Source organism: Microbacterium oxydans (genome assembly GCF_000956525.1).
Taxonomy (GTDB): domain Bacteria; phylum Actinomycetota; class Actinomycetes; order Actinomycetales; family Microbacteriaceae; genus Microbacterium; species Microbacterium oxydans_A.
In genome coordinates this window covers 169697-193082 of sequence record NZ_JYIW01000026.1, presented here as the reverse complement: position 1 = coordinate 193082, position 23386 = coordinate 169697, and the positions used below count along the sequence as shown (strand labels likewise).

Below are 23386 nucleotides of genomic sequence, written 5' to 3'. Positions count from 1 at the left end.
CCTCCGGAACGTCTGCTCAGCCCTTGACGACGAAGCTCACGATCTTCGGTGCGCGCACGATGACCTTGACGATCTCCTTGTCGCCGAGCGCGCGGATCACACGATCGTCTGCGCGGGCCAGGGCTTCCAGCTCGGCCTCGCCGATACGCGCCGGCACCTCGAGCTGCGCCCGCACCTTGCCACCGATCTGGACGACGGCGGTGACCGAGTCCTCGACGAGCAGTGCCGGGTTCGCCGAGCGCCAGGTGACGAGACCGACGGAGGGCTCGTGACCGAGGATCTCCCACATCTCCTCCGCGGTGTGCGGGGCGATCAGGTCGAGCATCACGGCGATCGTCTCGGCGGCTTCCCGGACCGCGGGGTCGGCCGCACCGGCCTGGCCGTCGATCGTCTTGCGCGTGATGTTGACGAGCTCCATCAGGCGCGCGACGAGCACGTTGAACTTCGTCTGCTCGACGAGCGCAGGCGCCTCGGACAGCAGCTTGTGCGTGGCGCGACGCAGCGCGGCATCCCCGCCGTCGAAGACGACGTCCACCGCACTCGAGACCTCACCGGCGATGCGCAGGGCGCGTGCCAGGAACTTCTGCGCGCCGGTCGTCGAGACGTCGGCCCAGTCCTTGTCGTCCTCAACCGGACCGGCGAACGCCAGAGCGACCCGGAGCGCGTCAGCACCGTAGGCGTCGAGCTCTTCCTCGAACAGCACCAGGTTGCCCTTGCTCTTCGACATCTTCGCGCCGTCGAGGAGCACCATGCCCTGGTTGATCAGGTTCGAGAAGGGCTCGGTGAAATCGATCAGCCCCATGTCGAACAGCACCTTGGTGATGAAGCGCGCGTACAGCAGGTGCAGGATCGCGTGCTCGACGCCGCCGATGTACGAGTCCACCGGCGCCCAGCGGTCTGCCTGTGCAGGCTCGAAGGCCACGGTGTCACTGTTCGGCGAGAGGAAGCGCAGGAAGTACCAGGAGCTGTCGACGAACGTGTCCATGGTGTCGGGGTCGCGCAGGACAGGGTCACCGGAGACCGGGTCGATGGTCTGCACCCAGCTCTCTGCTGCGCCGAGCGGCGACGCGCCCTTCGGCTTCAGGTCGAGTCCCTCGACGCTGGGCAGCTTCACCGGCAGCTGGTCCTCTGGCACCGGGATGATCCGCCCGTCCTCGGCGTGCAGCATCGGGATGGGCGTGCCCCAGAAACGCTGGCGCGAGATGAGCCAGTCACGCAGGCGGTAGTTCTTGGCTGCGCGGCCGGTGCCGGCAGCGACCAGCTGCTCGATCGCACGTGCGATGGCGTTGCGCTTCGAGAGACCGTTGAGCGGTCCGGAGTTGATCATCCGGCCCTCACCGGTGAGCGCGACACCGGTGGACGCCGGGTTCTGCTCGTCGAGCGCGGCATCCGGATCGATCGGCACGCCGTCGTCATCGACCTCGATGACCTGCATCGCTCCGGTGATCGGGGCGGTGGTGTCGACGACGACCTTCACGGGGAGGTCGAACGCACGGGCGAAGTCGAGGTCGCGCTGGTCGTGCGCCGGCACGGCCATGACGGCGCCGTGGCCGTAGTCGGCCAGCACGTAGTCGGCCGCCCAGACGGGCAGCTTCTCGCCGTTGACCGGGTTGATCGCGTAGCGCTCGAGGAAGATGCCGGTCTTCGGGCGGTCCGTGGACTGCCGATCGATGTCGGTCTCCTTCTGCACCTTCGCCAGGTACTCCTGGAAGCGCTGACGCACGTCCTCAGGAGCATCCGCTGCGAGCTCTGCGGCCAGGTCGGAGTCGGGGGCGACGACGAAGAACGTGGCGCCGTGCAGCGTGTCGGGGCGCGTCGAGAAGACGGTGACCGGCTCCTCTCGCCCCTCGATGCGGAAGTCGACGTCAGCGCCGATGGAGCGGCCGATCCAGTTGCGCTGCATCTGCAGCACCTTGTGCGGCCAGAACCCCTCGAGCTGGTTCAGGTCGTCGAGCAGACGGTCGGCGTAGTCGGTGATCTTGAAGTACCACTGCGTGAGCTTCTTCTTCACGACCTCGGCGCCGCAGCGATCGCAGCGGCCGTCGACGACCTGCTCGTTCGCGAGCACCGTCTGGTCATTCGGGCACCAGTTCACCGCGCTCTTCTTGCGGTACGCGAGACCGCGCTCGTGCAGCTTCAGGAAGAGCCACTGGTTCCAGCGGTAGTACTCGGGGTCCGACGTGTGCAGCACTCGCGACCAGTCGAACGAGACGCCGTACGACTGGAACGCCTTCTTCTGCTGCGCGATGTTCTGGTACGTCCACTCGCGCGGGTCGGCACCCTGACGGATCGCCGCGTTCTCGGCGGGCAGCCCGAACGAGTCCCACCCGATCGGGTTCAGGACGTTGTGCCCGCGGTGACGCCAGAAACGCGCCACGATGTCGGAGTACAGGTAGTTCTCGGCGTGCCCCATGTGCAGGTCACCGGAGGGATACGGGAACATCGCGAGGACGTAACGACGAGGGCGAGTGTCGTCATCGCCGCCCGTGAGGAAGGTCTCGTTCTCTGCCCAGTACTTCTGCCATTTGGCCTGGATGGCATGCGCCGACGACGACTCGTCCTCGGCAGGAGCTGTGGACAGGTTCTCAGACAACGAACACACGACCAATCTGAAGGAAAAAACGGGATCAGTTCAGGATATCGGACTGCCAGAGCACCGGCAGGACGGCGCCGAGGGCGGCCAGCGGTGCGGCGGCCTTCGTCGCGACCTCTGCGACCTCGGCATCCGGGTCCGATCCCCAGGTGATCCCGCCACCGGCGCCCACCACGGCCTGCCGCTCTTCGACCACGATGCTGCGGATCACCATCGCGAGGTCGAGCGTCCCGTCGACCCCGATGTATCCGAAGCAACCGGCGTAGATGCCACGTGGTCCGCCCTCGAGCGCGTGCAGCCGGGTCATGGCCGAGAGCTTGGGCGCTCCGGTCATGCTGCCGGCGGGGAACGCGGCATGGAACAGCTCCCCCACCGTCGTTCCGACGACCGCGGTGCCGCTGACCGTGCTGACCAGCTGATGCACTGCTGGATACGTCTCGACGACCCAGAGACCGTCGACGCGGATCGATCCGGGCACGCACACCTGCGAGAGGTCGTTGCGCATGAGGTCGACGATCATGACGTTCTCGGCGCGCTCCTTCCGATTCACCGCGAGCTCTGCGGCGAGCGCGGCGTCGTCCGCAGGAGTCGCGCCGCGCGGTCTGGTCCCCTTGATCGGACGAGTGCGGATGACACCGCCTTCGGCGTGCAGGAACTGTTCAGGACTGGCGCTGAGCAGTGTCCTGTCTCCGATGCGCACGAATCCTCCGTGGTGGGCGGGCGTCGCGGCCCGGAGGCGGAGGTAGGCGGCGACGGCGTCGTGCTGGCCCGGCACGGTGAAGCGCGTGGTGAGGCACAGCTGGTAGGCGATGCCCGCTCGGATCAGCTCGCGGCACTCCTGGATGAGCCCGGCATACTCCTGCGGGTCGTGCCTGGCCACCGCGATGCGGCTGGGCGGCGCATCGTGATCGGCGTCGGATGGAAGCACACCCTCGACCACGGATGCCCAGGCATCCAGCTCTCCCTCGTCGGCGAGCGCCCACACGCGCCGGCCGGCATGATCGATCGCGACGACGTGCGTCGCCAGCACCCAGGAGGGACGGTCGTCTCTCTCGGTCGTCACGGGCGCCCCGGCGTCGCGTGCTCCCTGCTCGTAGTCACGCCAGCCGATCCACCCACCGCGGAACGGCGGCAGCCCGTCATCCGCCGCCGGCACGTCGATCCGCACATCTGCCGGCAGCGATGACACCGTCCCCGTGCCGATGAAGCTCCACCCCTCGGCGGCGCCGTCACCGGCGTCCAGCCAGAAGACATCCGCAGCCCGGGTCTCGAGCATCCGGAACACGGCGAGGGGCTCGACCCAGGCGGGGAGCAGCCGGGCGCTCAGATGATCAGGCACCTGCCCAGCCTACGACCGGCGCACTCCCGTATTCTCGGAGGGGTGGATGACCTGCTGCTGTGGATGTTCGACTTCGTGCAGTCCATCGATCCGGTCGCCCGTACGCTGATCGCCGGATTCGCTGTGCTGCTCGAGACGAGCGTGCTGGTCGGCCTCGTCGTTCCCGGCGACACCATCGTGATCATCGCCTCCATGGGCGTCACGTCACTGCTCGAGGGCGTGTTCATGGTCATCGCCGTGGTGATCGGCGCATTGCTGGGTGAGAGCATCGGCTTCCTCCTCGGGCGCTGGCTGGGTCCGCGCATCCGTCACTCCTGGCTGGGTCGCCGGATCGGCGAGCACAACTGGGTTCGAGCGGAGCGCTATCTGCAGCGGCGCGGTGGTGTGGCGATCTTCCTGTCGCGCTTCCTCCCCGTACTGCACTCCCTCGTGCCCCTCACCGTCGGCATGAGCCACTACTCCTACCGGCGCTTCCTCGCCTGGACCGCACCCGCGTGCCTGATCTGGGCCACCGCCTACGTCTCGGTGACATCGCTCGCCGCCGGCGGATTCCGTGAGCTCGTCGACCGCGTGCACTTCGCCGGCTACATCTTCGTGGGCGTGATCGCGCTGTTCCTGCTCTTGATCTTCTTCGGCAAGAAGCTGATCACCCGACTGGAATCGCGTCATCTCGACGCGGTCGACACACAGCCCGAGAGCGACGTGAAAGACTGAAGCAATGGCTTCCGCACCCTCGGCGCCCCGGATCCACTGGTTCGCCCGTCTCGAACACCGCATCCACGTGTGGCGTGAAGGTCGAGCGCGCCGTCGTGGCCGCACCGCCACGATCGTCCCCTTCCCCGGCTATGGCGGCCCAGGCTGGGTGCGCGTCGTCGGTCGCGTCCTGATCGTTCCCGCGCAGCGCCGCACCGAGGACGGCGAGCTCGCGAGCGTGCGTGGCTGGCGCAGCTTCGTCGGCATCCCGGTGAGCTTCGCCTCGGTCGACGTGCATATCGGCGACACGACACATCACGTGGTCGCCGACCGCGGCGGCGTGGTCGACATCCGCATCTCGGCTGACCTCGAACCCGGCTGGCAGACCTTCACGCTCTCGGTCGACGGCCAGGACCCGGTGGAGGCACGCGCCTTCATCGTCGCCGAGTCGACGACGTTCGGCGTGCTCTCCGACGTCGACGACACCGTGATGGTCACGGCGCTCCCCCGCCCGTTCATCGCATTCTGGAACTCGTTCGTCCTCGACGAGCATGCCCGCATCCCGGTGCCAGGCATGGCCGTGCTCCTCGACCAGCTGCTGCGCCAGCACCCCGGCTCCCCCATGGTCTATCTCTCCACGGGGGCCTGGAACGTCGCACCGACCCTCTGGCGCTTCCTCGGACGCCACCTGTTCCCCGCAGGCTCCATGCTGCTCACCGACTGGGGCCCCACGCACGACCGCTGGTTCCGCAGCGGACGCGACCACAAGCTCACGAACCTCCGTCGACTCGCAGCGGAATTCCCGAACGTCAAGTGGCTGCTCATCGGTGACGACGGACAGCACGACGAATCGATCTACACCCAGTTCATGGACGAGCACCCAGAGGCGGTCGCCGGTGTCGCTATCCGTCGACTGCTGCCTGCCGAGGCCGTCATGGCCGGAGGCCGTGCCGGTCGCGAACCGCACTCGCCGGACACCGCCCCGTGGGTGAGTGCCGAGGACGGCGCCGGGCTGCGCGATCTGCTCGGCGAAGCCGGCATCCTGCACTGACATGACGCTCGATCGCAGCGAGTGGCTGACCCGTGAACAGGCGCATCAGGAGCGGGCGGACGTACTGACCGCAGCGCACCGCGAGCGCGCTCGCCGTGGTGAGAAGCATCCGGTGTGGGACTTCCTCTTCACGTACTACGGCTACAAGCCTGCGCAGCTGCGTCGTTGGCATCCCGGTGCCGGCGTCGAGTTGGCCGAGGCGCCGGAGCGCACGGGGTGGCGCTGGTACTCGCCAGGCACCGCACCCGATGCCGTCGTCCCGGATGCCTCGCTGTTCGGCACCGAGAAGTCGGAGCTCGCCGGACTCAGCGAGCGGATGCTGCGGCGCACCGCCTCGCGTCCAGGGCAATTCGGCTGCTTCGGGCTGCACGAGTGGGCCATGGTCTACCGGGCGGACGAGCACCGGCACGCCGTACCGCTGCGACTCGGCCGCGCCGGCACCGACGCAGTCGTCGAGAACCACGACCTCAGATGCACGCACTTCGACGCGTTCCGGTTCTTCACCCCGGAAGCGGTGCCGCGCAACCGTTCGCCTCTGACACGCGACGAGCAGTCGCTGTTCGAGCAGCCTGGGTGCCTGCATGCGGGCATGGATCTCTACAAGTGGGCGACGAAGCTCGGCCCGCTGATCCCCGGTGAGCTGCTGCTGGACTCGTTCGAGCTCGCCCGCGACATCCGCCTGCTCGACATGCAGGCCGCCCCGTACGACCTCAGCGCCTGGGACGTGACACCGGTCCCCATCGAGACGCCCGAGGGCAAGGCCGAGTACGTGCGTCAGCAGCGCGGGTTCGCGGAGCGCGGTGCTGCCTTGCGTGCCTCGCTGCTCGAGGCGTGGCTCGGAGCGCCCGCCGTCTCGCACGCGGCCTGAGCATCCGCCACGTCGATCAGCCTGCGGGTCGGCACTCCGCGCAGACGCTCCAGTCGGCTGTCGCAGTCGAGGATTCGAGGCGCAGTGCCAGCACGCGTGTCGCGGCTTCGGCAAGGCGATCAGCCGGCAGCGTTCCGCTGTCGACGGCCGCAGCGATCCCCGCCGCCATCTCCCCCGCCGTCGCCGCCGTGGAGCCCGCGATCATCAGCACGAGGTCGTTGCCGGCCGCCACAGACAGCACTGCGTTGCGCACCGGGTCGGAGTACTCAGGCACACCGGACGAGAGCAGCATGCCCAGATCGTCCGTCACGGTGACCCCGTCGAAGCCGAGCTCGTCTCGGAGTATCCGGTGCCACGTCGGCGACAACGTCGCGGGGAGCGGGTCGACCGCGGTGTAGGACAGATGCCCGAGCATGACGAGTGACGCGCCGGCGTCGATGCCGTCGGCGAAGGGCTCGGCATCCGACGCACGCCACTCGTCGAGGCTCATCCCGGTGCTCGGGATCGAGCTGTGCGAGTCGCCGGGCGCAGCGCCGTGCCCCGGGAAATGCTTGAGCGTGGAGGCGAGGAACGGCTCCTGCGCGGCCGTGGCAGCCGCGACGCGTTCCCCCGCGCCCGCTGGATCCGTGCCGAGGGAACGTCCGTAGATGAAGGACTGCGGGTCTGCGGTCACATCGGCGACCGTCCCGAAGTTCACGGAGATGCCGGCACGCGCCACGAGCGAGGCGCGAGCTGCGAACGCCGCCGCCACATCGGCATCCGATGCGTCCTTCAACGACGTGGACGCAGGGAAGTCGTCGCCGTCCAGGCGAGACACGATGCCGCCTTCCTGGTCGACCGCGATGAGCGGTGGCAGCGCCGGGTCGATCGTGAGGGCGTCGGTGAGCGCGCGGAGCTCAGCCTCGGTTCCCGGGATGTTGCCGCCCATCAGGATGAAGCCACCGAGCCCCGACTGCATGTAGGCGCGGAGCGCAGCGGCATCCGTCCCGCCGATATGGCCCATCACGATGCTGGTCGCCTGCTCGACGGTGGTCATCTGCGCGACCATCTCCGCGGCGTGGGCGACGACCTGATCGCTCTTCACAGGGGCCGCTGCAGCGACACCACGCTGCTGCGGTGCGGGGGCAGCGGCGGCCGGGCTCGCGAGCAGCGCGGCGGCGATGACCGTCACCACGCTCGCAGCCCAGACCCGCCGCCACCGCATCATGCCGACCTTCGACCTCAGCCGGCGAGGGCGTCGGCGATCGGCACGCTCGACTCGGGCGTGCCGTTGCCGAACCGGATGGTGCGCCCGATCGTGCTCGTCTCGGGGAGCGCGGCCGCGATGACGGCGGCGACGTCCGCGCGAGCGACCTCACCCTTGCCATCGGGATCGATCTGGATGCGGCCGGTGGGGTCGTCGAACGTCAGCGTGCCCGGAGCGAGGATCGTGCCCTCGAGGTCCGTGGCGCGCAGGTGCTCGTCGGCCGCCCACTTCGCATCCGCGTACGCGAAGAACGAGTCATCGGGCGAGACGCCGTGATCAGCGGTCGACCCGATCCACGAGACCAGCAGGTAGCGGCTGACGCCGGCCTTCGCTGCCGCATCCATGGTGCGGATCGCGGCGTCGCGGTCGACGGCGTAGGTGCGCTCGGCAGACCCGCCGCCGGCGCCGGCCGACCATACGATCGCGTCGTGGCCGCGGATGATGTCGGCGAGTGCATCCACGTCGAGCTGCTCGATGTCTGCGACGAGCGCTGTCGCTCCTCCCGCCTGCACCTCGTCGACATGGTCGGGATTGCGGATGACGGCGGTGACCTCGTCACCCCGCTCCACGAGCAGCGGGGCCAGGAGCAGTGCGATGCGGCCGTGGCCGCCGAACACGATGATGCGTGACATGGTTTCCTCCTCTGTTCGCCCGGCTGTATCTCAGCCGGGCGTCTGCGAGCTGTCGATCACGAATGCCTGTGGGTGCCCCGGCAGGTAGCGCACGACCACCGGTTCCCCGGTGGAGATGAACGCATCGCGATCCGGGTAGACCGCCGGGGTGAAGAAGTTGCTCTCGAGCGTGTACTCGACGCCCTCGGCGGTGGTGAAGGTGACCCAATCCCCGTCGATGGTGCCCGTGGTCGGTCGCCCGTTGTCGTGGATGTACGCCCGCGTGACGGGAACGCCGGTCAGGCTCAGGATGCCGATCACGAGTGAACCCAGCATCACGAATGCGAGCACACGGAACAGGATCCGCAGGACACGTCCGCCCACGTGCCCGGTGGCGCGCTGGCGCGGGTCGAGCAGTCCTTCGCGCTCGCGGATACGTCGCAGGGCGTCTCCGGACGAACCGATGCCGCGGGCCGAGATCACGAAGAGACCGAGGATCGAGAAGCCCGCGATGAAGACCATCGCGTAGCCGTGCGATGCCGGGAAGTTCAGCAGCCAGATGAGCGTGTCCATCGGGTTCATCGCGCGGCTCCCTTCTCGAGTGTCACGGCGACGGTCTGCGGATCCTCACGTCGGTAGAACGCCCAGATCGGCGCCCCGACCTGGAAGCGCGAGATCACATCGGGGAAGACGAACGCCGTCGTCTCGGCCTCCCACGTGGCAGCGCCCTCCGGTGCCATCAGCACGCGGAGGGCGAGTTCGCTCTGACCTTCCCTGCGACGACCGGTCGGTCGAACCTCGAGCACGGATGCCGGCACCGCAGTCCCCGTCGTGCGCGCCTTGACCTGTCGGGGATCGATCAGCCCGCGGTCGATGCGCCACGCGAGCATGGCGTCGATCACGGCCGGGTCGGTCGGGTCGGCCATCTGCACCGTGTCCTGATCCGTGAGGCTGTACCGCACGGGCAGCGGGAGACCGACCTGCAACGCCCCGACGTCGGTGGGATCGACGAGCATCCGGAGCTGCCCGATGAATTCCTCGGATGCCCGGGGCGTCACCCGGATGAACAGGTCGTACTGGGGCACGTCGTTCACGGTCAGGCCGGTGCGCGAGACCTCGACGATGCGTCCGACACCGATCTCGGTCTCACCGCGCAGCTTCTTCCGGCGTCCGAGCCCGGTGAGCATGCCGCCGAATGTCAGGAGCAACCCCCAGGCGACGCCGATCATGATCGGTGCGCCGAGCGTGTCCTCGCCTGAGAACGGGAGGATCGACTCGCGCTGATTCACGCCGAAGAGCCCCTCACCCACCCAGACCACCAGCCATGCCGAGAGCAGCAGCCAGATGACCGTGAAGAGGATGCGGACCATGTCTTCAGCGTACCGACCGCGACCGGCGCCGAGGATGGCGCATGTCTCAGACGGAGGTCTGCAGCGGCGCGTCACGGACCGCGCCGAGCGCGCGCTGCACACCCTTCGCCGCCGAGCGACCTGCACGGTTCGCGCCGATCGTGCTGGCTGAGGGACCGTAGCCGACGAGCTGGATCCGCGGGTCCTTGACCGCCGTGGTACCGCGCCCGTCGCGGTCGAGCTGGATGCCGCCGGCCGCACTGCGCAGATGCAGCGGCGCGAGGTGACCGATCGCCGGCCGGAAGCCGGTGGCCCAGAGGATGACGTCGACGCGTTCGAACGAGCCGTCGGCCCACCGCACACCGTCCGGCTCGATCCGCGCGAACATCGGTCGACGCGCGTCGTACGCGCCGAGGCGCTCCGCTTCCCGCTCCTGCGGGCGCAGCATCAGCCCGGTGACGCTCACGACACTCTGCGGCGGGAGCCCCTGCGCGACCCGCTGCTCGACGAGCGCCACCGCAGCGGCTCCGGCTTCGGGCGTGAAGTCGTCGTTCCGCCACACCGGCTCACGTCGCGTGGCCCACAGTGTCTCGGTCAGTGGGGCGAGTGCGCCAATGAACTGCACCGCCGACGCACCGCCGCCGACCACGAGCACGCGTTTGCCGAGGAAGTGCGCAGGTCCCGGGTAGTCGACGGTGTGCAGCTGCTCGCCGAGGAACGTCTCCATTCCCGGGTAGTGCGGCAGGAATGGATGCGTCCAGGTGCCCGTGGCGTTGACGAGCGTGCGCGTGCGCCAGTGCCGATCCCCCGCGCGGACGACCAGTATGCCGTCGTCATCGTCCACGCGGTCCACGGCGACGGGTCTGACCATCGGCAGGCGGTGTGCACGCTCGTAGGCCGCGAAGTACGCGGGCACCGCGACGTTCGCCCGTGCACCGTCTCGCGGCGGTGCGGTGTCTCCCGGGAGTTCGGCGACACCATGGACGTCACGCATCGTCAGCGCATCCCAGCGATGCCGCCAGGCGCCGCCGGGTTCATCATCGGCATCGAGCACGACGTGCGATATCCCGAGGCGGGACAGGTGATACGAGGCCGACAGACCGGCCTGGCCTGCGCCGATCACGATGCTGTCGAGGATGCTCACACCGAGAAGAACGCCGTCCGCCACCGGCTTGTTCCATGTGCCGCACGGCACGCCCGGGATGCTCGCCCGGATTGGTGCTCGCGTCGATTCGTGTAGTACTCTTTTCAAGTTGCCCCGCGGTACTGGGGCACAGTCCGGGCCTGTGGCGCAGTTGGTAGCGCACCTGCATGGCATGCAGGGGGTCAGGGGTTCGAATCCCCTCAGGTCCACAACGAAACCCGCGAGAAATCGCGGGTTTTCTTGTGTTCGCCCCATCGTGCATCGCTGCAACGCCCCCGCCGGCGTCCTGACCTAGGGTGAGTGGATGCATTCGACAGGCGCCAGCAGCCGCAGACGCCGGATCCGGCTGCTGGTCGCCGTGGTCCTCACCATCACGGTCGGCCTGTCCACGCATTTCCTGGGGAACGGCCCGCTTGCGGCTCTCGCCGGCGACGCACTGTACGCGGTGATGGTGTACCTCGTGATCGCATTCGTGTTCCCGCGCGCGAGGCCGCTCGTCGTGGCACTCGGCGCCCTGGGCATCTGCACGCTGATCGAGCTCTTCCAGCTGACCGGGCTGCCGGCCCTCTGGGCGGAGACTCTCTGGCCGATCAGGCTCGTGCTCGGTGCCGGATTCGACCCCCTCGACCTCGTCGCGTACGCTGTGGGCGTCGGGCTGGCGACGGTCTGCGATCTCGCGCTCTCGCGCAGCGCACATGCTCCCGTCCGCGCCTGACGCAGCGCGTGTCAGGCATGCACGCTCGCCCCGGTTGCTAGGTTTGACAGTCACGGCGCGAATGCGTCGATGATCTGGGAGGGCGCACCATGGGACTGTTCCGACGACCGGAGTTCATCATCACGAGCTCCGACACGCCTGCCGCCCCCGGCCTGTGGTCACGCGGCTTCGGGTTCGTGGCGACACGCAGTCTGCAGACGCTGATCGTGCTCGCACTCGTGGCGGTCGCGGTGTTCGTCATCACGCAGCTGTCGTTGGTGTTCATCCCGGTGACGATCGCGCTGATCCTCGCCTCGGCCATCCACCCGCTCGTGGCGCTGATGCGCCGCAAGGGGATGCCGTCGATCCTCGCCACCTGGATCGCGCTGATCGGCATCCTCGCCATCCTCGGTGGGATCGTGTGGGTCATCGTCCTCACCGTGCGCTCGCAGTGGGACGACCTGGTCGACTCAGCCACCGACGGCATCACACAGGTGACCGCATGGCTCGACACCCTGCCGTTCGACTTCGGCTCGATCGACCTCGATGACGTCTGGGCGAGCGCCGGCGACTTCCTCACGAGCGCCTCCTTCGGCCAGGGTGCACTGGCGGGTGTCTCAGCCACCGCGAGCTTCTTCACAGGGCTGGCCCTGATGATCGTGGTGCTGTTCTTCTTCCTCAAGGACGGCCCTCGCATCTGGGAGTTCCTGCTGCGTCCCTTCACCGGCGAGGGCTACGAGCGTGCACGCCGCGTCGGCGACAAGACCGTTGACGTGTTCGGCGGTTACATCCGCGGCACATCGATCGTCGCAGCAGCCGACGCGCTCGGCATCGGCATCGGCCTCGCGATCCTGCAGATCCCGCTCGCCATCCCGCTCGCGGTCATCGTCTTCCTCACGGCGTTCATCCCGCTGGTCGGGGCGACTGCGGCCGGCATCCTCGCAGCGCTGGTCGCCCTCGTGACCCACGGACCGGTGGCCGCCCTCATCGTCGTCGGCATCGTCGTGCTCGTCAACCAGCTCGAGGGCAACTTCCTGCAGCCGGTCGTCATGGCTCGATCCCTCAAGCTGCACGCCCTGGTGATCCTGCTCGCCCTGACCGCCGGCACCATCCTCGGCGGCATCGTCGGCGCGGTGCTGTCGGTGCCGCTCGCTGCCGTCGCCTGGGGGATCATCACGGTGTGGGACGGACCGGACACGCCAGCCCGCCCGTTCCGCAAGAAGCGCCCTGAGACCGTCTGACCGCAGCTAGCGCGATCCGACTGCACCGTCAACCGTCTCGTCCCCTCTGACGCCGTGGACGTAGCGTGAGCGGCATCCGACAGAAAGGATCCGATCATGTCCACACCCATCCCGCCGATCCTCCCGTTCCCCGAGGACGACGACGACACCACCACTGACGGCGTTCCGACGCGCGAGGTCGACGGCGAGCAGGCCATCGACCCTGACGCCGACGACGGTCAGATCAACAGCGCCGATGCCGACCGCATCGCATCGGGCGACGACGCGGTCTGAGCGCACTGCACGAATGACGGCCACCTCATCGTCGAGGTGGCCGTTCGTCGTCTCAGCGCCCTTTTCGAGTCGCGGGCATGGGTGGCAGATGGGGAATCGGCACCGGCCGAGTGGCTCGGCTCGTCGAGAGCAGGCGGTCGACGTCGGCGATGATCGCCTCGGTGCTGTCGTACGAGATCGCGAGCGGCAGATCACGCAACCAGGTGACCTCGAACTCCGTCGGCGCGAGCTCATAAACCCGAGCGACGAAGCGACGAGAGTCGCCCGGCGGATACCGCAGGTCGTTGACGACCCACTCCGATGCGCCGACTCGATGCATGGAGCATCGCCGACTCGGTCCTTCACCCATCTCGCAGCCCTCCAGCCTTCTCTCCCCCTCTGAAGAGTGTGCGGGGGCAGTCCGGATTCCGACAGCCCCTTGACAGGTCGGAGGCGATCGACGAGACGCGCAATCCTCGGTGGCTCCGTCGGGTGCTGGGCCGCCACCTCTCCCGCGGCAGAGCCCCCACAGACGAGAACAGCCCCACCGTCTCCGGTGAGGCTGTTCTCAAGAGTGGATCCGCGTCGTCACTCCGCTGCGGTGGCCGTGGTCTCCGCGAGCTCGATCGGCACGACCGGGCAGTCCTTCCAGAGGCGCTCAAGACCGTAGTAGACCCGCTCCTCCTGGTGGAACACGTGCACGATCAGGTCGCCGAAGTCGAGCAGCACCCAACGGGCCTCCGCCCGGCCCTCGCGGCGGACTCGCTTGTGCCCCGACTCGATGAGCCTGTCCTCGATCTCGTCGGCGATCGCGGCGACGTTGCGCTCGCTGTTTCCGGTGACGAGGAGGAAGATGTCGACGAGCGGGAGCGGCTCGGAGACGTTCAGGGCGATGAGGTCTTCGCCGCCCTTCGAGACGGCGGCTTCTGCGGCGAGCCGCAGCATTTCTTCGGCAGTTTCAGGTGATTGCATCAGAACACATTCGTGGTGATGGCGACGACGAGCACGACGGCCAGCGCGAGTGCGAGACCGCCTGCCGTGATCGCCAGGATGAGCATGAGTTTGCTGCCCTTTTCCGGAGCGGGGGTACGGATGACCTCGCCGGCGGGCTTGATGGTGCTGACCGCGGAACTCGCGGCGATCGGGGTGGGAGAAGAGGCAGGGGGCAGTTCGCCGTCGATGAGCACGGCGTCCACCTCCTTGCCGTCGGTGGTGCCGTGCGCGTGTCCCTGCGAGCCCATGCCTCGCGGCAGCTCGTAGGAACCCGTGATCAGGATCTCGCCTGTCGATGCGACAGGGCCGGAGAGCGACCCCTCGCCGGGCGACGGCGTGAAGATGAGTGCGCTGGGAGCGAGGTGCTGCGAACCGGTCGAATCGTTGACCGTGAGCAGGTCGTCGAACGACGGGGTGAACGGCTTCTGCGACTCGGCAGGATCATTCAGCAGCCCGACACCGAAGGCAGGGTTGACGGTGGGGCGCTCGCCCGCATCGATCGTGTCGTCGTCGCCCTCGTCGACATCCGCGAGGACGTCGTCGGGGTCACGGGCGTCCACCAGTCCGAGCGCGGAGACGTCATCGTGCTCGTCAGCCGCGACCGTGGACTCTTCGGCGACCTCGACCGGCACGTCGCCGACGGACTCGGCCGCAGCGGCCGCACTCACCGGAACGATGGTCTCGACGTCGTCCACGGCATCGTCATCGTCTTCATCGACGACCGGCGCGGAGTTCGCAAAATCAGGGACACCCGACACCACGGGCTCGGCGGCCTGCACCGGCTCATCGGTGGCCTGCTCGTCGACCTGGACGAGTTCTTCGACCTCGGGAGCAGCCTCGGCGGGCTGTTCCGCGCCAGTCGCCGCGTCGGCTTCGGACTCCTCGGTGACGGGCACGGATCCCGTCCGGGCGCCCTCCCGAGCCCGTGCCTGACGACGGGTGAGCGGCGCGGCCGATTGATCGGCACCGCTCTCGTCTGCTGCGACGTCGCTGGTGTGCTCGGGCTCAGGGACACTCTCGGGTTCGGGTGCCTCGGGAAGCGGCGGCGCCGGCGGGACGGCGAGTTCGGCCGCCGCGGCGGCTTCCTCCGCGCTGATGACCGGGGTCGACCCCGTCATCCGGATCTCCCGCAGCTGCTTGCGTGTGAGCGGACCCTGCTCCTGCTGATCCGATGAACTCATGCCTTGCTCCGATACAGATGATGCTTCGCGATGTACTGGACGACTCCGTCGGGAACGAGATACCAGACCGGTTGATCGTCACGAACACGTTCACGGCATACCGTCGACGAGATCGACAGCGCCGGCACCTCCAGCTGGCTGACGTTGTCGCTCGGGAGGCCGTCAGTGCTCAGAATGTGTCCTGGGCGAGAGACCGCGACGAAGTGGGCCAACTCCCACAACTCATCATGGTCCCTCCAACTGAGAATTTGCGCTACGGCATCTGCTCCGGTGATGAAGAACAGCTCGGCATCCGGTCTGTCCCGCTTCAGGTCGCGAAGGGTGTCGATCGTGTAGGTGGGCCCTTCGCGGGCGATGTCGACCCGGCTGACCGTGAACTGCGGATTGGATGCCGTCGCGATCACGGTCATCAGATAGCGGTGCTCGCTCGGCGTCACGCCCGACTTCTGCCAGGGGTGACCCGTCGGCACGAAGACGACCTCATCGAGATCGAAGGAGTGCGCGACTTCGCTCGCGGCGACCAGGTGCCCGTGGTGGATGGGGTCGAACGTACCGCCCATCACGCCGATGCGTGGAGCACGCGAGGTCGCTGTGTCCATGGGGGCCTTAGTGGCCGTGTCCCGCCTCGTGGCCGTCCTTGCCGTGCTGCGCAGCCCATGCCTCGGCCTTGGCCGAGTGACGGTTGGCGACGTGACGGTACGAGAGCGTCACGAGTCCGAGGAACCCGAACACCAGCGCCGCGATGACACCGAAGATGAGGGTCTCGAGCTGCACGTTTCCGTGGTGCTCGGTTTCAGCAGCGGCCATCGCGATCTGTGCGATGAGGTTCATCATGACTCCGTTTCGTGACCGGGCGGTACAGCGTCACCCAGTCTAGCCCTCAGCCGCGGGTCTGCCCTGATCCACGCGCGAGCCACTTGGTACTGGTCAGCTCGGCCAGCCCCATCGGCCCACGCGCATGCAGCTTCTGGGTCGAGATGCCGACCTCGGCACCGAACCCGAACTCGCCGCCGTCGGTGAACCGCGTGGAAGTGTTGACCATCACGACCGCTGAGTCGACCTCGGCGAGGAAGCGCTCGGCGTTGCGGGAATCGGTCGTCACGATCGACTCGGTGTGCCCTGTGCTGTAGCGGCGGATGTGATCGAGCGCCTCATCGAGCGAGTCGACGACCTTGATCGCGATGTCGAGGCTCAGGTACTCGGTCGCCCAGTCCTCCTCGGTGGCCGGGATGACGTTCGAGACGAGCCCCGCGACGATGTCGTCGCCGTGGATCGCGACACCCTCGCTCTGCAGCGCGCTCGCGACCAGCGGGATCAGTCTCGGCGCGGCCTGGCGGTGCACCAGCACGGTCTCGACGGCGTTGCAGACACTCGGGCGCTGCACCTTCGCGTTCACGACGATGTCGCGCGCCCAGTCATCGGGAGCAGTCTCGTCGAGCAGGATGTGCACGTTGCCCGCGCCGGTCTCGATGACCGGCACCGTGGACTCGGTCACGACGGTCTCGATCAGGCCCGTGCTGCCGCGTGGCACGAGCACGTCGATGAGACCGCGGCCGTGCATGAGGGCCTTCGCTCCGTCGCGACCGAAATCGTCGACCGTCTGGATGGCTTCCGCGGTCACGCCGACGCTCTGCAGCGCATCGCGCATGATCTCGACGAGCACAGCGTTGGAGTCACGGGCGGCGCTGCCGCCGCGCAGCACGACCGCATTGCCGGAACGGAGCGCGAGCGCTGCGATGTCGACCGTCACATTGGGGCGGGCTTCGTAGATCGCGCCGACCACGCCGAAGGGCACCCGCACCTGTTCGAGCGAGACGCCGTTGGGCATGCGGTGTCCGCCGACGACACGGCCCACCGGATCGGCGAGCGACGCGACCTGGCGGACCGCCGCCGCGAGTGCTCCGACGCGCCCCTCATCCAGGCTGAGGCGATCGATGAGCGACTCGCCGATGCCGTCTTCACGTCCACGAGCGATGTCCCGCGCGTTGGCCTCGATGATCCGGGCTGTCTGCGCTTCCAGGGCGATCGCGATCGCTTCCAGCGCCCGTCCCTTGTCATCGCTGGTGAGCGCGGCGGTCGCGCGTGAGGCATCCTTGGCGCGCTCGAGGCGCACCTGAGGTGTCTGGTCGGTCATCCGCCCAGTCTAGAACGCAGGCGCGGGCGTCGAGCCGGGTGTGACGCCGGTCGCGCCCGGCGCGCGTCGGCTCAGACCGAAGGCTCGAACCAGGTACCGATCTCAGCGCCCGAGAGCGCCTTGTCGACCAGATCTGCACTCGTGACGAGCACGCCGATGCCGGACGCCGCGGCGAGACGGGCGGCGGATACCTTCGTCGCTGCTCCCCCGGTGCCGACGCTGTTCACGACGGTCGCCCCGAACTCGAGTCCGCTGAGGTCGGCATCCGCTGCGACGATGTCGATCGGTTCTGCGCGCGGGTCGGACGGGGGCCGCGTGTAGAGCGACTCGATGTCGCTGAGCAGCACCAGGGCGTCAGCGTCGATCAGCTGCGCGACGAGCGCGCCGAGGCGATCGTTGTCGCCGAAGCGGATCTCCTGCGTGGCGACCGTATCGTTCTCGTTCACGATCGGGAGCACGCGCAGACCGAGCATCCGCTCCATCGCCCGACGCGCGTTGCTGCGTGAGGTCGGGTTCTCGAGGTCACCGGTGGTCAGCAGCACCTGGCCGGCGACGATGTCGAACGGCCGCATGGCCTCCTGGTAGCGGTACACCAGGATGTTCTGGCCCACCGCCGCCGCTGCCTGCTGGGTCGCGAGATCGGTCGGACGCGCGTCGAGTCGGAGGAACGGAATGCCGCTGGCGATCGCGCCGGACGACACCAGCACGACCTCGACACCCCGCGCGTGCGCCGCGGCGAGAGCCTCGACGATCACCGGGATGCGCCACGACGAGTCGCCGCTGATCGACGAGGAGCCGACCTTGACGACGATGCGCGAAGCGGTCGCGAGATCAGCGCGCGACCGTGCGGTCACTCGTCGTCTCCGCGATAGGCGTTGAGGCGCAGCTCCTCGACCTCCGCACGGGCCGCGGCCTTGGCATCCATGCGCTCGTAGTAGTTCTCACGACGCTCGGAGGTGGTGCGGCGGGCGTTCGGAGCGAGACGCGGGTCGGTTCCACGCGGGGCCGTCATGAGCTCGGCAGCCGAGGTCATGGTCGGCTCCCAGTCGAACACGATGCTCTCACCCTCGCCGATGACGACGGTGGAACCCTGCACTGCGCCGAGACGGAAGAGCTCGTCCTCGACGCCGACCTTCTCGAGACGGTCGGCGAGGTAGCCGACGGCCTCTTCGTTCTGGAAGTCGGTCTGCTGCACCCAGCGCACCGGCTTCTCGCCGAGGATGCGGTAGATGTTGCCGTACGTGCCGCCCTCGACACGGATCGTGAACTCCTTCTTGGAGCGGCGCGGACGGATGACGACGCGCTCAGGCACCTCGACAGCGGTCTCTGCGCGGTGCTTCTCCACGAGCTCGCCGAGGGCGAACGTCAGCGGGCGGAGTCCCTCGTGCGAGATCGTGGAGATCTCGAACACGCGGAATCCACGGGCTTCGAGATCCGGGCGGACGAGCTCTGCGAGGTCGCGGGCTTCGGGCACATCGATCTTGTTCAGGGCGATGAGCTGCGGGCGCTCCAGGAGCGGCGTCTGCCCCTCGGGCACCTCGTAGGCGGCGAGCTCGGCGAGGATCACGTCGAGATCGGAGATCGGGTCACGACCTGGCTCGAGCGTCGCACAGTCGAGCACATGCAGCAGTGCCGAGCAGCGCTCGACGTGACGGAGGAACTCGAGTCCGAGGCCACGGCCTTCACTGGCGCCCTCGACGAGTCCTGGCACGTCGGCGACGGTGTATCGGGACTCGCCGGCCTGCACGACGCCCAGGTTCGGGTGCAGCGTGGTGAACGGGTAGTCGGCGATCTTGGGCCGAGCGGCGGAGATCGCGCCGATCAGGCTCGACTTGCCGGCGGACGGGTAGCCGACCAGCGCGACATCGGCGACGGTCTTGAGCTCGAGGACGACATCGCCCTCGTAGCCCGGCGTGCCGAGCAGCGCGAACCCAGGCGCCTTGCGCTTCGGAGAGGAGAGTGCGGCGTTGCCGAGACCGCCCTGACCACCCGCGGCGACGACGAAGCGCTCACCGGGGACGATCATGTCGATCAGCACGGTGCCGTCGGGGCGCTTCACGACGGTGCCGACCGGAACCGGCAGCTCGAGGTCTTCGCCCATGAACCCTGCGCGGTGGTCGCCCATGCCGGGCCCGCCGTTGCCCGCGGTGCGGTGAGGCGAGTGATGGTACGACAGCAGGGTGCCGGTCTGGGTGTCGGCGACGAGCACGACATCGCCGCCGTCTCCGCCGTTCCCGCCATCGGGTCCGCCCAGCGGCTTGAACTTCTCACGGTGCACCGAGACGCAGCCGTTCCCGCCCTTGCCGGCGCGCAGATGCAGCGTCACGGTGTCGACGAAGCTGACCATGTGTCTCGATCTCCTTGGTACCTGTATCTACCGTGGGCAGATACACGGACGGGGCGAGCCGAAGCCCGCCCCGAACCGGATGATGATGTGTCGTGCGACGATTACTCGCCGGCTGCGACGATGTTGACGACCTTGCGGCCGCCCTTCGCGCCGAACTGGACCGCACCGGCGGCCAGAGCGAACAGCGTGTCGTCGCCGCCACGGCCGACGTTGACGCCGGGGTGGAAGTGCGTGCCGCGCTGGCGGACGATGATCTCGCCGGCGAGGACCTGCTGACCGCCGAAGCGCTTCACGCCGAGGCGCTGAGCGTTGGAGTCACGACCGTTACGGGTTGAGCTTGCGCCCTTTTTATGTGCCATGTCCTAGTCCCCTCGGGCTTACTTGATGCCGGTGATCTTGACGCGCGTGAGCTCCTGACGGTGGCCCTGACGCTTCTTGTAACCGGTCTTGTTCTTGTACTTCTGGATGATGATCTTCGGGCCGCGGAGGTTGCCGATGACCTCAGCCGTGACCTTGACCTTCGCGAGCTGGTCGGCGTCGGTGGTCACAGAGGTGCCATCGACGAGCAGCACTGCTGCGAGCTCGATGTTCTCGCCCGCGGCGGCCTTGACACGATCGAGCTGAACGATCGTGCCGACCTCGACCTTCTCCTGCCGCCCACCGGCGCGCACTACTGCGTAAACCACTTCATACCTGTTTCGTTGGGGAGCAGAGCTCCGAGAATCTCACGGGAAGACTGTTGCTTGCATGCACCGCAGGGCGGCGGGTGCGAACGCAAGGCTCTCCGCTCCAACCGACGAGGAAGGGGCGGCATACGCACCAAGGGACTACTTTACCGGATGCCGGACCATGCCGCAAAGTGAGCCACGCGGTGTGTCCGGTCATAGGCTGGATGGATGAGCGTACTCGTCGACGATCCGCAGTGGCCCGCCCACGGACGACTCTGGGCGCACCTGGTCAGCGACGACACCCTCGACGAGCTGCATGCCTTCGCCAGAGCGCACGACGTGCCCGCTCGCGCCTTCGACCGCGACCACTACGACGTGCCGGAGGAGATCATCCCCCGGCTCATCATGGGCGGCGCACAGCACGTCGGAGGCAAGGAGCTGGTCCGACGGCTGATCGCCTCAGGACTCCGCGTCCCCGCTCGCGACAGGCGCTGACGACTCGCCGTTCACCGACACCGGGGTACCGGTGAGCGCAGCGGTGCTCACGCGACGACGCCCACGACCCTGTCCAGGCGCCTTGGGCTCCGGGAGTGCGTCGAGAACGGAGTCGAGCAGCTGCTCGGCCGGAGACTTCGGACCCTGCCGGTCGCCGCCGCGCTTCTTGCGCGGCTTCTTCGGACGCTCGGCTGCGGGAGCCGCTTCGACCTCGGGCACCTCGACCGGGACATCCGTGGTCTCGGCGCTGGGAACGCGTGTGGACGCAGCGATCTGCGCGAGCGCCGACTTGGCGCCCTCGGGGATGCTGTGCGTCACGACAGCCGCCGGTGGGGCGCTCTGGTTCTGGTTCTGGCCCTGGTTCTGGCTCTGACCGTTGCCGCCGCGCTGTCGACGGTTGCTCTGGCCGTTGCCGTTGCTGTTCGCGCTGCCGTTGCCGTTGCTGCTGCGGTGCTTGACGACCGGGTCGTGGTGCACGATGACGCCACGGCCGGCGCAGACCTCGCAGGCCTCGCTGAAGGTCTCCAGCAGCCCGAGACCGAGCTTCTTGCGGGTCATCTGCACGAGACCCAGCGAGGTGACCTCGGCGACCTGATGCTTCGTGCGGTCGCGGCTCAGGCACTCGATCAGGCGGCGGAGCACGAGGTCGCGGTTCGACTCGAGCACCATGTCGATGAAGTCGACCACGATGATGCCGCCGATGTCACGCAGGCGCAGCTGCCGGACGATCTCCTCGGCTGCTTCCAGGTTGTTCTTGGTGACGGTCTCTTCCAGGTTGCCGCCGGAGCCGACGAACTTCCCGGTGTTGACGTCGACGACGGTCATCGCCTCGGTGCGGTCGATCACGAGCGAGCCACCAGAGGGCAGCCAGACCTTGCGATCCAGCGCCTTCTCGATCTGCTCCGTGATGCGGAACGCGTCGAAGGGATCGGTCTCGTCCTCGTACGCCTCGACCCGCTCGAGCAGGTCGGGAGCGACGCTCTCGAGGTAGGCGCGGATGGTCTGCTGCGCATCCTCGCCCTGGATGAGCATCTTCGTGAAGTCCTCGTTGAAGACGTCGCGGACGATCTTGACGAGCAGGTCGGGCTCGGCGTGCAGCAATGCGGGAGCCTGCTGGTTCTCGACCTGCTTCTGGATGTGCTCCCACTGGCTCGTGAGCCGCTGCACATCGCGCGTGAGCTGATCCTCGGTCGCGCCTTCGGCCGCCGTGCGGACGATGACGCCGGAGGACTCGGGGAGCACCTCCTTGAGGATGCGCTTCAGGCGCGCACGCTCGTTGTCCGGCAGCTTGCGGCTGATGCCGTTCATGGAACCGCCGGGCACGTACACGAGGTAGCGGCCGGGGAGTGAGATCTGGCTGGTGAGGCGGGCGCCCTTGTGTCCGATCGGATCCTTCGTGACCTGGACGAGCACGCGGTCGCCCGGCTTGAGGGCGAGCTCGATGCGGCGGGGCTGGTTGCCGGTCTCGACACCGTCCCAGTCGACCTCGCCCGAGTACAGCACGGCGTTGCGGCCGCGACCGATGTCGACGAAGGCGGCCTCCATGCTGGGGAGCACGTTCTGGACGCGTCCGAGGTAGACGTTGCCGATCAGCGAGGCATCCTGGTTGCGTGCGACGTAGTGCTCGACGAGCACGCCGTCCTCGAGGACGCCGATCTGGGTGCGGCCGTTCTTCGAGCGGACGACCATCATGCGGTCGACCGACTCGCGACGTGCGAGGAACTCGGCCTCGGTCACGACGGGGCGACGGCGGCCGGCGTCACGGCCGTCACGACGGCGCTGCTTCTTCGCCTCGAGGCGCGTGGACCCCTTGATCGCCTTCGGCTCGGTGATGTACTCGACGACGCGCTGACGCTGACGCGGCTCTTCGCGCTGGTCGTCTCCATCGGATCCGCCACGACGACGGCGGCCACGGCGAGCCGAGGTCGACTCCTCCTGCGGCTGCTCGCGCTCGGCGATACGGTCGAAGATGCGCTCGCGCTCGGGGCGGGCAGGCAGCGGGATGACCTCGGGGGCGTAGAAGTGCAGCTGCGTCGACACCTGCGACACGAAGACCTCGGGAAGCAGACCCAGCGAGACCGCGGTCACCGGACCGGGTGCGGGCTTCTCCTCAGGAGCGGCGTCCTGGGCGGGAGCATCCTCGGCGGGAGCGTCCTCAGCGGGCGCTTCCTCAGCGGGCGCTTCCTCTGCAGGAACAGCGTCTTCTGCCGGCGCATCCTCAGCCGGAGCAGGCTCTGCGGGAGCGGCATCCTCGACCGGAGCATCCTCGACGCGAGCCTCGGTGGCAGGCGCGTCCTCTGCCGGAGCAGGCGCAGCATCCGCGACGGGCGCAGCCTCGACTGCATCGTCGCCGACCGGCTCGGTCCCCTCGGAGGCCTCCGGCGCCTCGGCGTCGGGAGCGATGGGCTCCGTCAGCTGCTCTGCGGCGTCAACCGGAGCGTCGTGGGTAGGAATGTTGGTGTCATTGTTCTCGTCGGCCATCTCTGG

25 protein-coding genes and 1 tRNA gene are annotated in these 23386 nt (G+C 68.2%); 8 read left to right on the top strand and 18 right to left on the bottom strand.

All coding sequences use genetic code 11. The features are described from left to right. Window positions 1-16: 16 nt before the first annotated feature. Both leuS and RS83_RS13475 read right to left on the bottom strand, forming a co-directional pair. The gene (gene leuS / locus RS83_RS13480; protein ID WP_045280046.1) at window positions 17-2593 is read right to left on the bottom strand and encodes a leucine--tRNA ligase; all 2577 of its coding nucleotides are present in this window, start codon (window positions 2591-2593) and stop codon (window positions 17-19) included. Between the two features lie 34 nt (window positions 2594-2627). Next, window positions 2628-3932 carry an anthranilate synthase component I family protein gene (locus RS83_RS13475; RefSeq protein WP_156153217.1) on the bottom strand — a complete coding sequence of 435 codons (1305 nt, stop codon included), beginning with the start codon at window positions 3930-3932 and terminating at the stop codon, window positions 2628-2630. Between the two features lie 42 nt (window positions 3933-3974). On the opposite strand from RS83_RS13475, the gene RS83_RS13470 reads away from it, so the two are divergent. From RS83_RS13470 to RS83_RS13460, 3 genes are read left to right on the top strand one after another with little or no spacing between them, the layout of a single operon-like run. Next, complete coding sequence (locus tag RS83_RS13470; RefSeq protein ID WP_045280045.1) at window positions 3975-4646, top strand: DedA family protein; 672 nt, start codon at window positions 3975-3977, stop codon at window positions 4644-4646. A 4-nt stretch (window positions 4647-4650) separates the two neighbouring features. Then, the gene (locus tag RS83_RS13465; protein WP_045280044.1) at window positions 4651-5676 is read left to right on the top strand and encodes an App1 family protein; all 1026 of its coding nucleotides are present in this window, start codon (window positions 4651-4653) and stop codon (window positions 5674-5676) included. 1 nt (window position 5677) lies between these two features. After that, complete coding sequence (locus RS83_RS13460; protein ID WP_045280043.1) at window positions 5678-6544, top strand: hypothetical protein; 867 nt, start codon at window positions 5678-5680, stop codon at window positions 6542-6544. Between the two features lie 16 nt (window positions 6545-6560). On the opposite strand, the gene RS83_RS13455 is transcribed toward RS83_RS13460, so the two are convergent. Genes RS83_RS13455 through RS83_RS13435 form a run of 5 tightly spaced genes read right to left on the bottom strand, consistent with a single transcriptional unit; the run spans window position 6561 to window position 10894 of the window. Then, window positions 6561-7751 carry a glycoside hydrolase family 3 N-terminal domain-containing protein gene (locus RS83_RS13455; RefSeq protein WP_045280042.1) on the bottom strand — a complete coding sequence of 397 codons (1191 nt, stop codon included), beginning with the start codon at window positions 7749-7751 and terminating at the stop codon, window positions 6561-6563. A 14-nt stretch (window positions 7752-7765) separates the two neighbouring features. Continuing rightward, window positions 7766-8422 carry an SDR family oxidoreductase gene (locus RS83_RS13450; RefSeq protein ID WP_045280041.1) on the bottom strand — a complete coding sequence of 219 codons (657 nt, stop codon included), beginning with the start codon at window positions 8420-8422 and terminating at the stop codon, window positions 7766-7768. 30 nt (window positions 8423-8452) lie between these two features. Further along, a complete protein-coding gene (locus RS83_RS13445; RefSeq protein ID WP_156153216.1) occupies window positions 8453-8983 on the bottom strand; it encodes a hypothetical protein in 531 nt (176 codons plus the stop codon). After that, window positions 8980-9771, bottom strand: coding sequence for a hypothetical protein (locus RS83_RS13440; protein WP_045280039.1), 792 nt, complete (start codon window positions 9769-9771; stop codon window positions 8980-8982). Before RS83_RS13440 ends, RS83_RS13445 begins: the two co-directional genes overlap by 4 nt. A 46-nt stretch (window positions 9772-9817) precedes the next feature. Further along, window positions 9818-10894, bottom strand: a complete 1077-nt coding sequence (locus RS83_RS13435) for an NAD(P)-binding domain-containing protein (protein ID WP_045280829.1) — start codon at window positions 10892-10894, stop codon at window positions 9818-9820. Window positions 10895-11030: 136 nt separating this feature from the next. On the opposite strand from RS83_RS13435, the gene RS83_RS13430 reads away from it, so the two are divergent. The 4 genes from RS83_RS13430 to RS83_RS19010 all read left to right on the top strand — a co-directional run bounded on the left by RS83_RS13430 (window position 11031) and on the right by RS83_RS19010 (window position 13102). Continuing rightward, a tRNA-Ala gene (locus RS83_RS13430) sits at window positions 11031-11103 on the top strand. Window positions 11104-11198: 95 nt separating this feature from the next. Next, the gene (locus tag RS83_RS13425; protein ID WP_045280038.1) at window positions 11199-11609 is read left to right on the top strand and encodes a DUF2809 domain-containing protein; all 411 of its coding nucleotides are present in this window, start codon (window positions 11199-11201) and stop codon (window positions 11607-11609) included. Between the two features lie 89 nt (window positions 11610-11698). Beyond that, complete coding sequence (locus tag RS83_RS13420; RefSeq protein ID WP_045280037.1) at window positions 11699-12829, top strand: AI-2E family transporter; 1131 nt, start codon at window positions 11699-11701, stop codon at window positions 12827-12829. Window positions 12830-12925: 96 nt separating this feature from the next. Beyond that, window positions 12926-13102: a hypothetical protein gene (locus RS83_RS19010; protein ID WP_197072135.1), complete on the top strand. Its 177-nt coding sequence runs from the start codon at window positions 12926-12928 to the stop codon at window positions 13100-13102. Between the two features lie 52 nt (window positions 13103-13154). Here the strand turns inward: RS83_RS19010 and RS83_RS13415 are convergent, their stop codons facing one another. The 10 genes from RS83_RS13415 to rplU form a co-directional block, all read right to left on the bottom strand. After that, window positions 13155-13421, bottom strand: coding sequence for a hypothetical protein (locus RS83_RS13415; RefSeq protein ID WP_230113780.1), 267 nt, complete (start codon window positions 13419-13421; stop codon window positions 13155-13157). 248 nt (window positions 13422-13669) lie between these two features. Further along, window positions 13670-14053 carry a ribosome silencing factor gene (gene rsfS, locus RS83_RS13410; RefSeq protein ID WP_045280035.1) on the bottom strand — a complete coding sequence of 128 codons (384 nt, stop codon included), beginning with the start codon at window positions 14051-14053 and terminating at the stop codon, window positions 13670-13672. Then, entirely contained in the window at window positions 14053-15255 is a 1203-nt protein-coding gene (locus tag RS83_RS13405) for a hypothetical protein (protein WP_045280034.1), read from the bottom strand. Before RS83_RS13405 ends, rsfS begins: the two co-directional genes overlap by 1 nt. Beyond that, entirely contained in the window at window positions 15252-15854 is a 603-nt protein-coding gene (gene nadD, locus RS83_RS13400) for a nicotinate-nucleotide adenylyltransferase (protein WP_045280033.1), read from the bottom strand. Before nadD ends, RS83_RS13405 begins: the two co-directional genes overlap by 4 nt. Before the next feature lie 7 nt (window positions 15855-15861). Beyond that, window positions 15862-16086, bottom strand: a complete 225-nt coding sequence (locus tag RS83_RS13395; protein ID WP_045280828.1) for a hypothetical protein — start codon at window positions 16084-16086, stop codon at window positions 15862-15864. Window positions 16087-16135: 49 nt separating this feature from the next. After that, window positions 16136-17389 (bottom strand): glutamate-5-semialdehyde dehydrogenase, encoded by a 1254-nt coding sequence (locus RS83_RS13390; protein WP_045280032.1) that lies wholly within the window; start codon window positions 17387-17389, stop codon window positions 16136-16138. Window positions 17390-17460: 71 nt separating this feature from the next. After that, complete coding sequence (proB, locus tag RS83_RS13385) at window positions 17461-18243, bottom strand: glutamate 5-kinase (RefSeq protein WP_045280031.1); 783 nt, start codon at window positions 18241-18243, stop codon at window positions 17461-17463. Then, window positions 18240-19736, bottom strand: coding sequence for a GTPase ObgE (gene obgE, locus RS83_RS13380; protein WP_045280030.1), 1497 nt, complete (start codon window positions 19734-19736; stop codon window positions 18240-18242). Before obgE ends, proB begins: the two co-directional genes overlap by 4 nt. A 101-nt stretch (window positions 19737-19837) precedes the next feature. After that, window positions 19838-20095: a 50S ribosomal protein L27 gene (rpmA, locus tag RS83_RS13375; RefSeq protein ID WP_045280029.1), complete on the bottom strand. Its 258-nt coding sequence runs from the start codon at window positions 20093-20095 to the stop codon at window positions 19838-19840. 18 nt (window positions 20096-20113) lie between these two features. Continuing rightward, window positions 20114-20422: a 50S ribosomal protein L21 gene (rplU, locus tag RS83_RS13370; RefSeq protein WP_197072134.1), complete on the bottom strand. Its 309-nt coding sequence runs from the start codon at window positions 20420-20422 to the stop codon at window positions 20114-20116. 210 nt (window positions 20423-20632) lie between these two features. Here rplU and RS83_RS13365 point away from each other — a divergent pair, with 210 nt between their 5' ends. After that, window positions 20633-20899 (top strand): DUF4031 domain-containing protein, encoded by a 267-nt coding sequence (locus RS83_RS13365; protein WP_045280027.1) that lies wholly within the window; start codon window positions 20633-20635, stop codon window positions 20897-20899. Here the strand turns inward: RS83_RS13365 and RS83_RS13360 are convergent. Next, window positions 20864-23380, bottom strand: a complete 2517-nt coding sequence (locus tag RS83_RS13360) for an Rne/Rng family ribonuclease (protein WP_045280026.1) — start codon at window positions 23378-23380, stop codon at window positions 20864-20866. The genes RS83_RS13365 and RS83_RS13360 overlap by 36 nt on opposite strands. Between the last annotated feature and the right edge of the window lie 6 nt (window positions 23381-23386).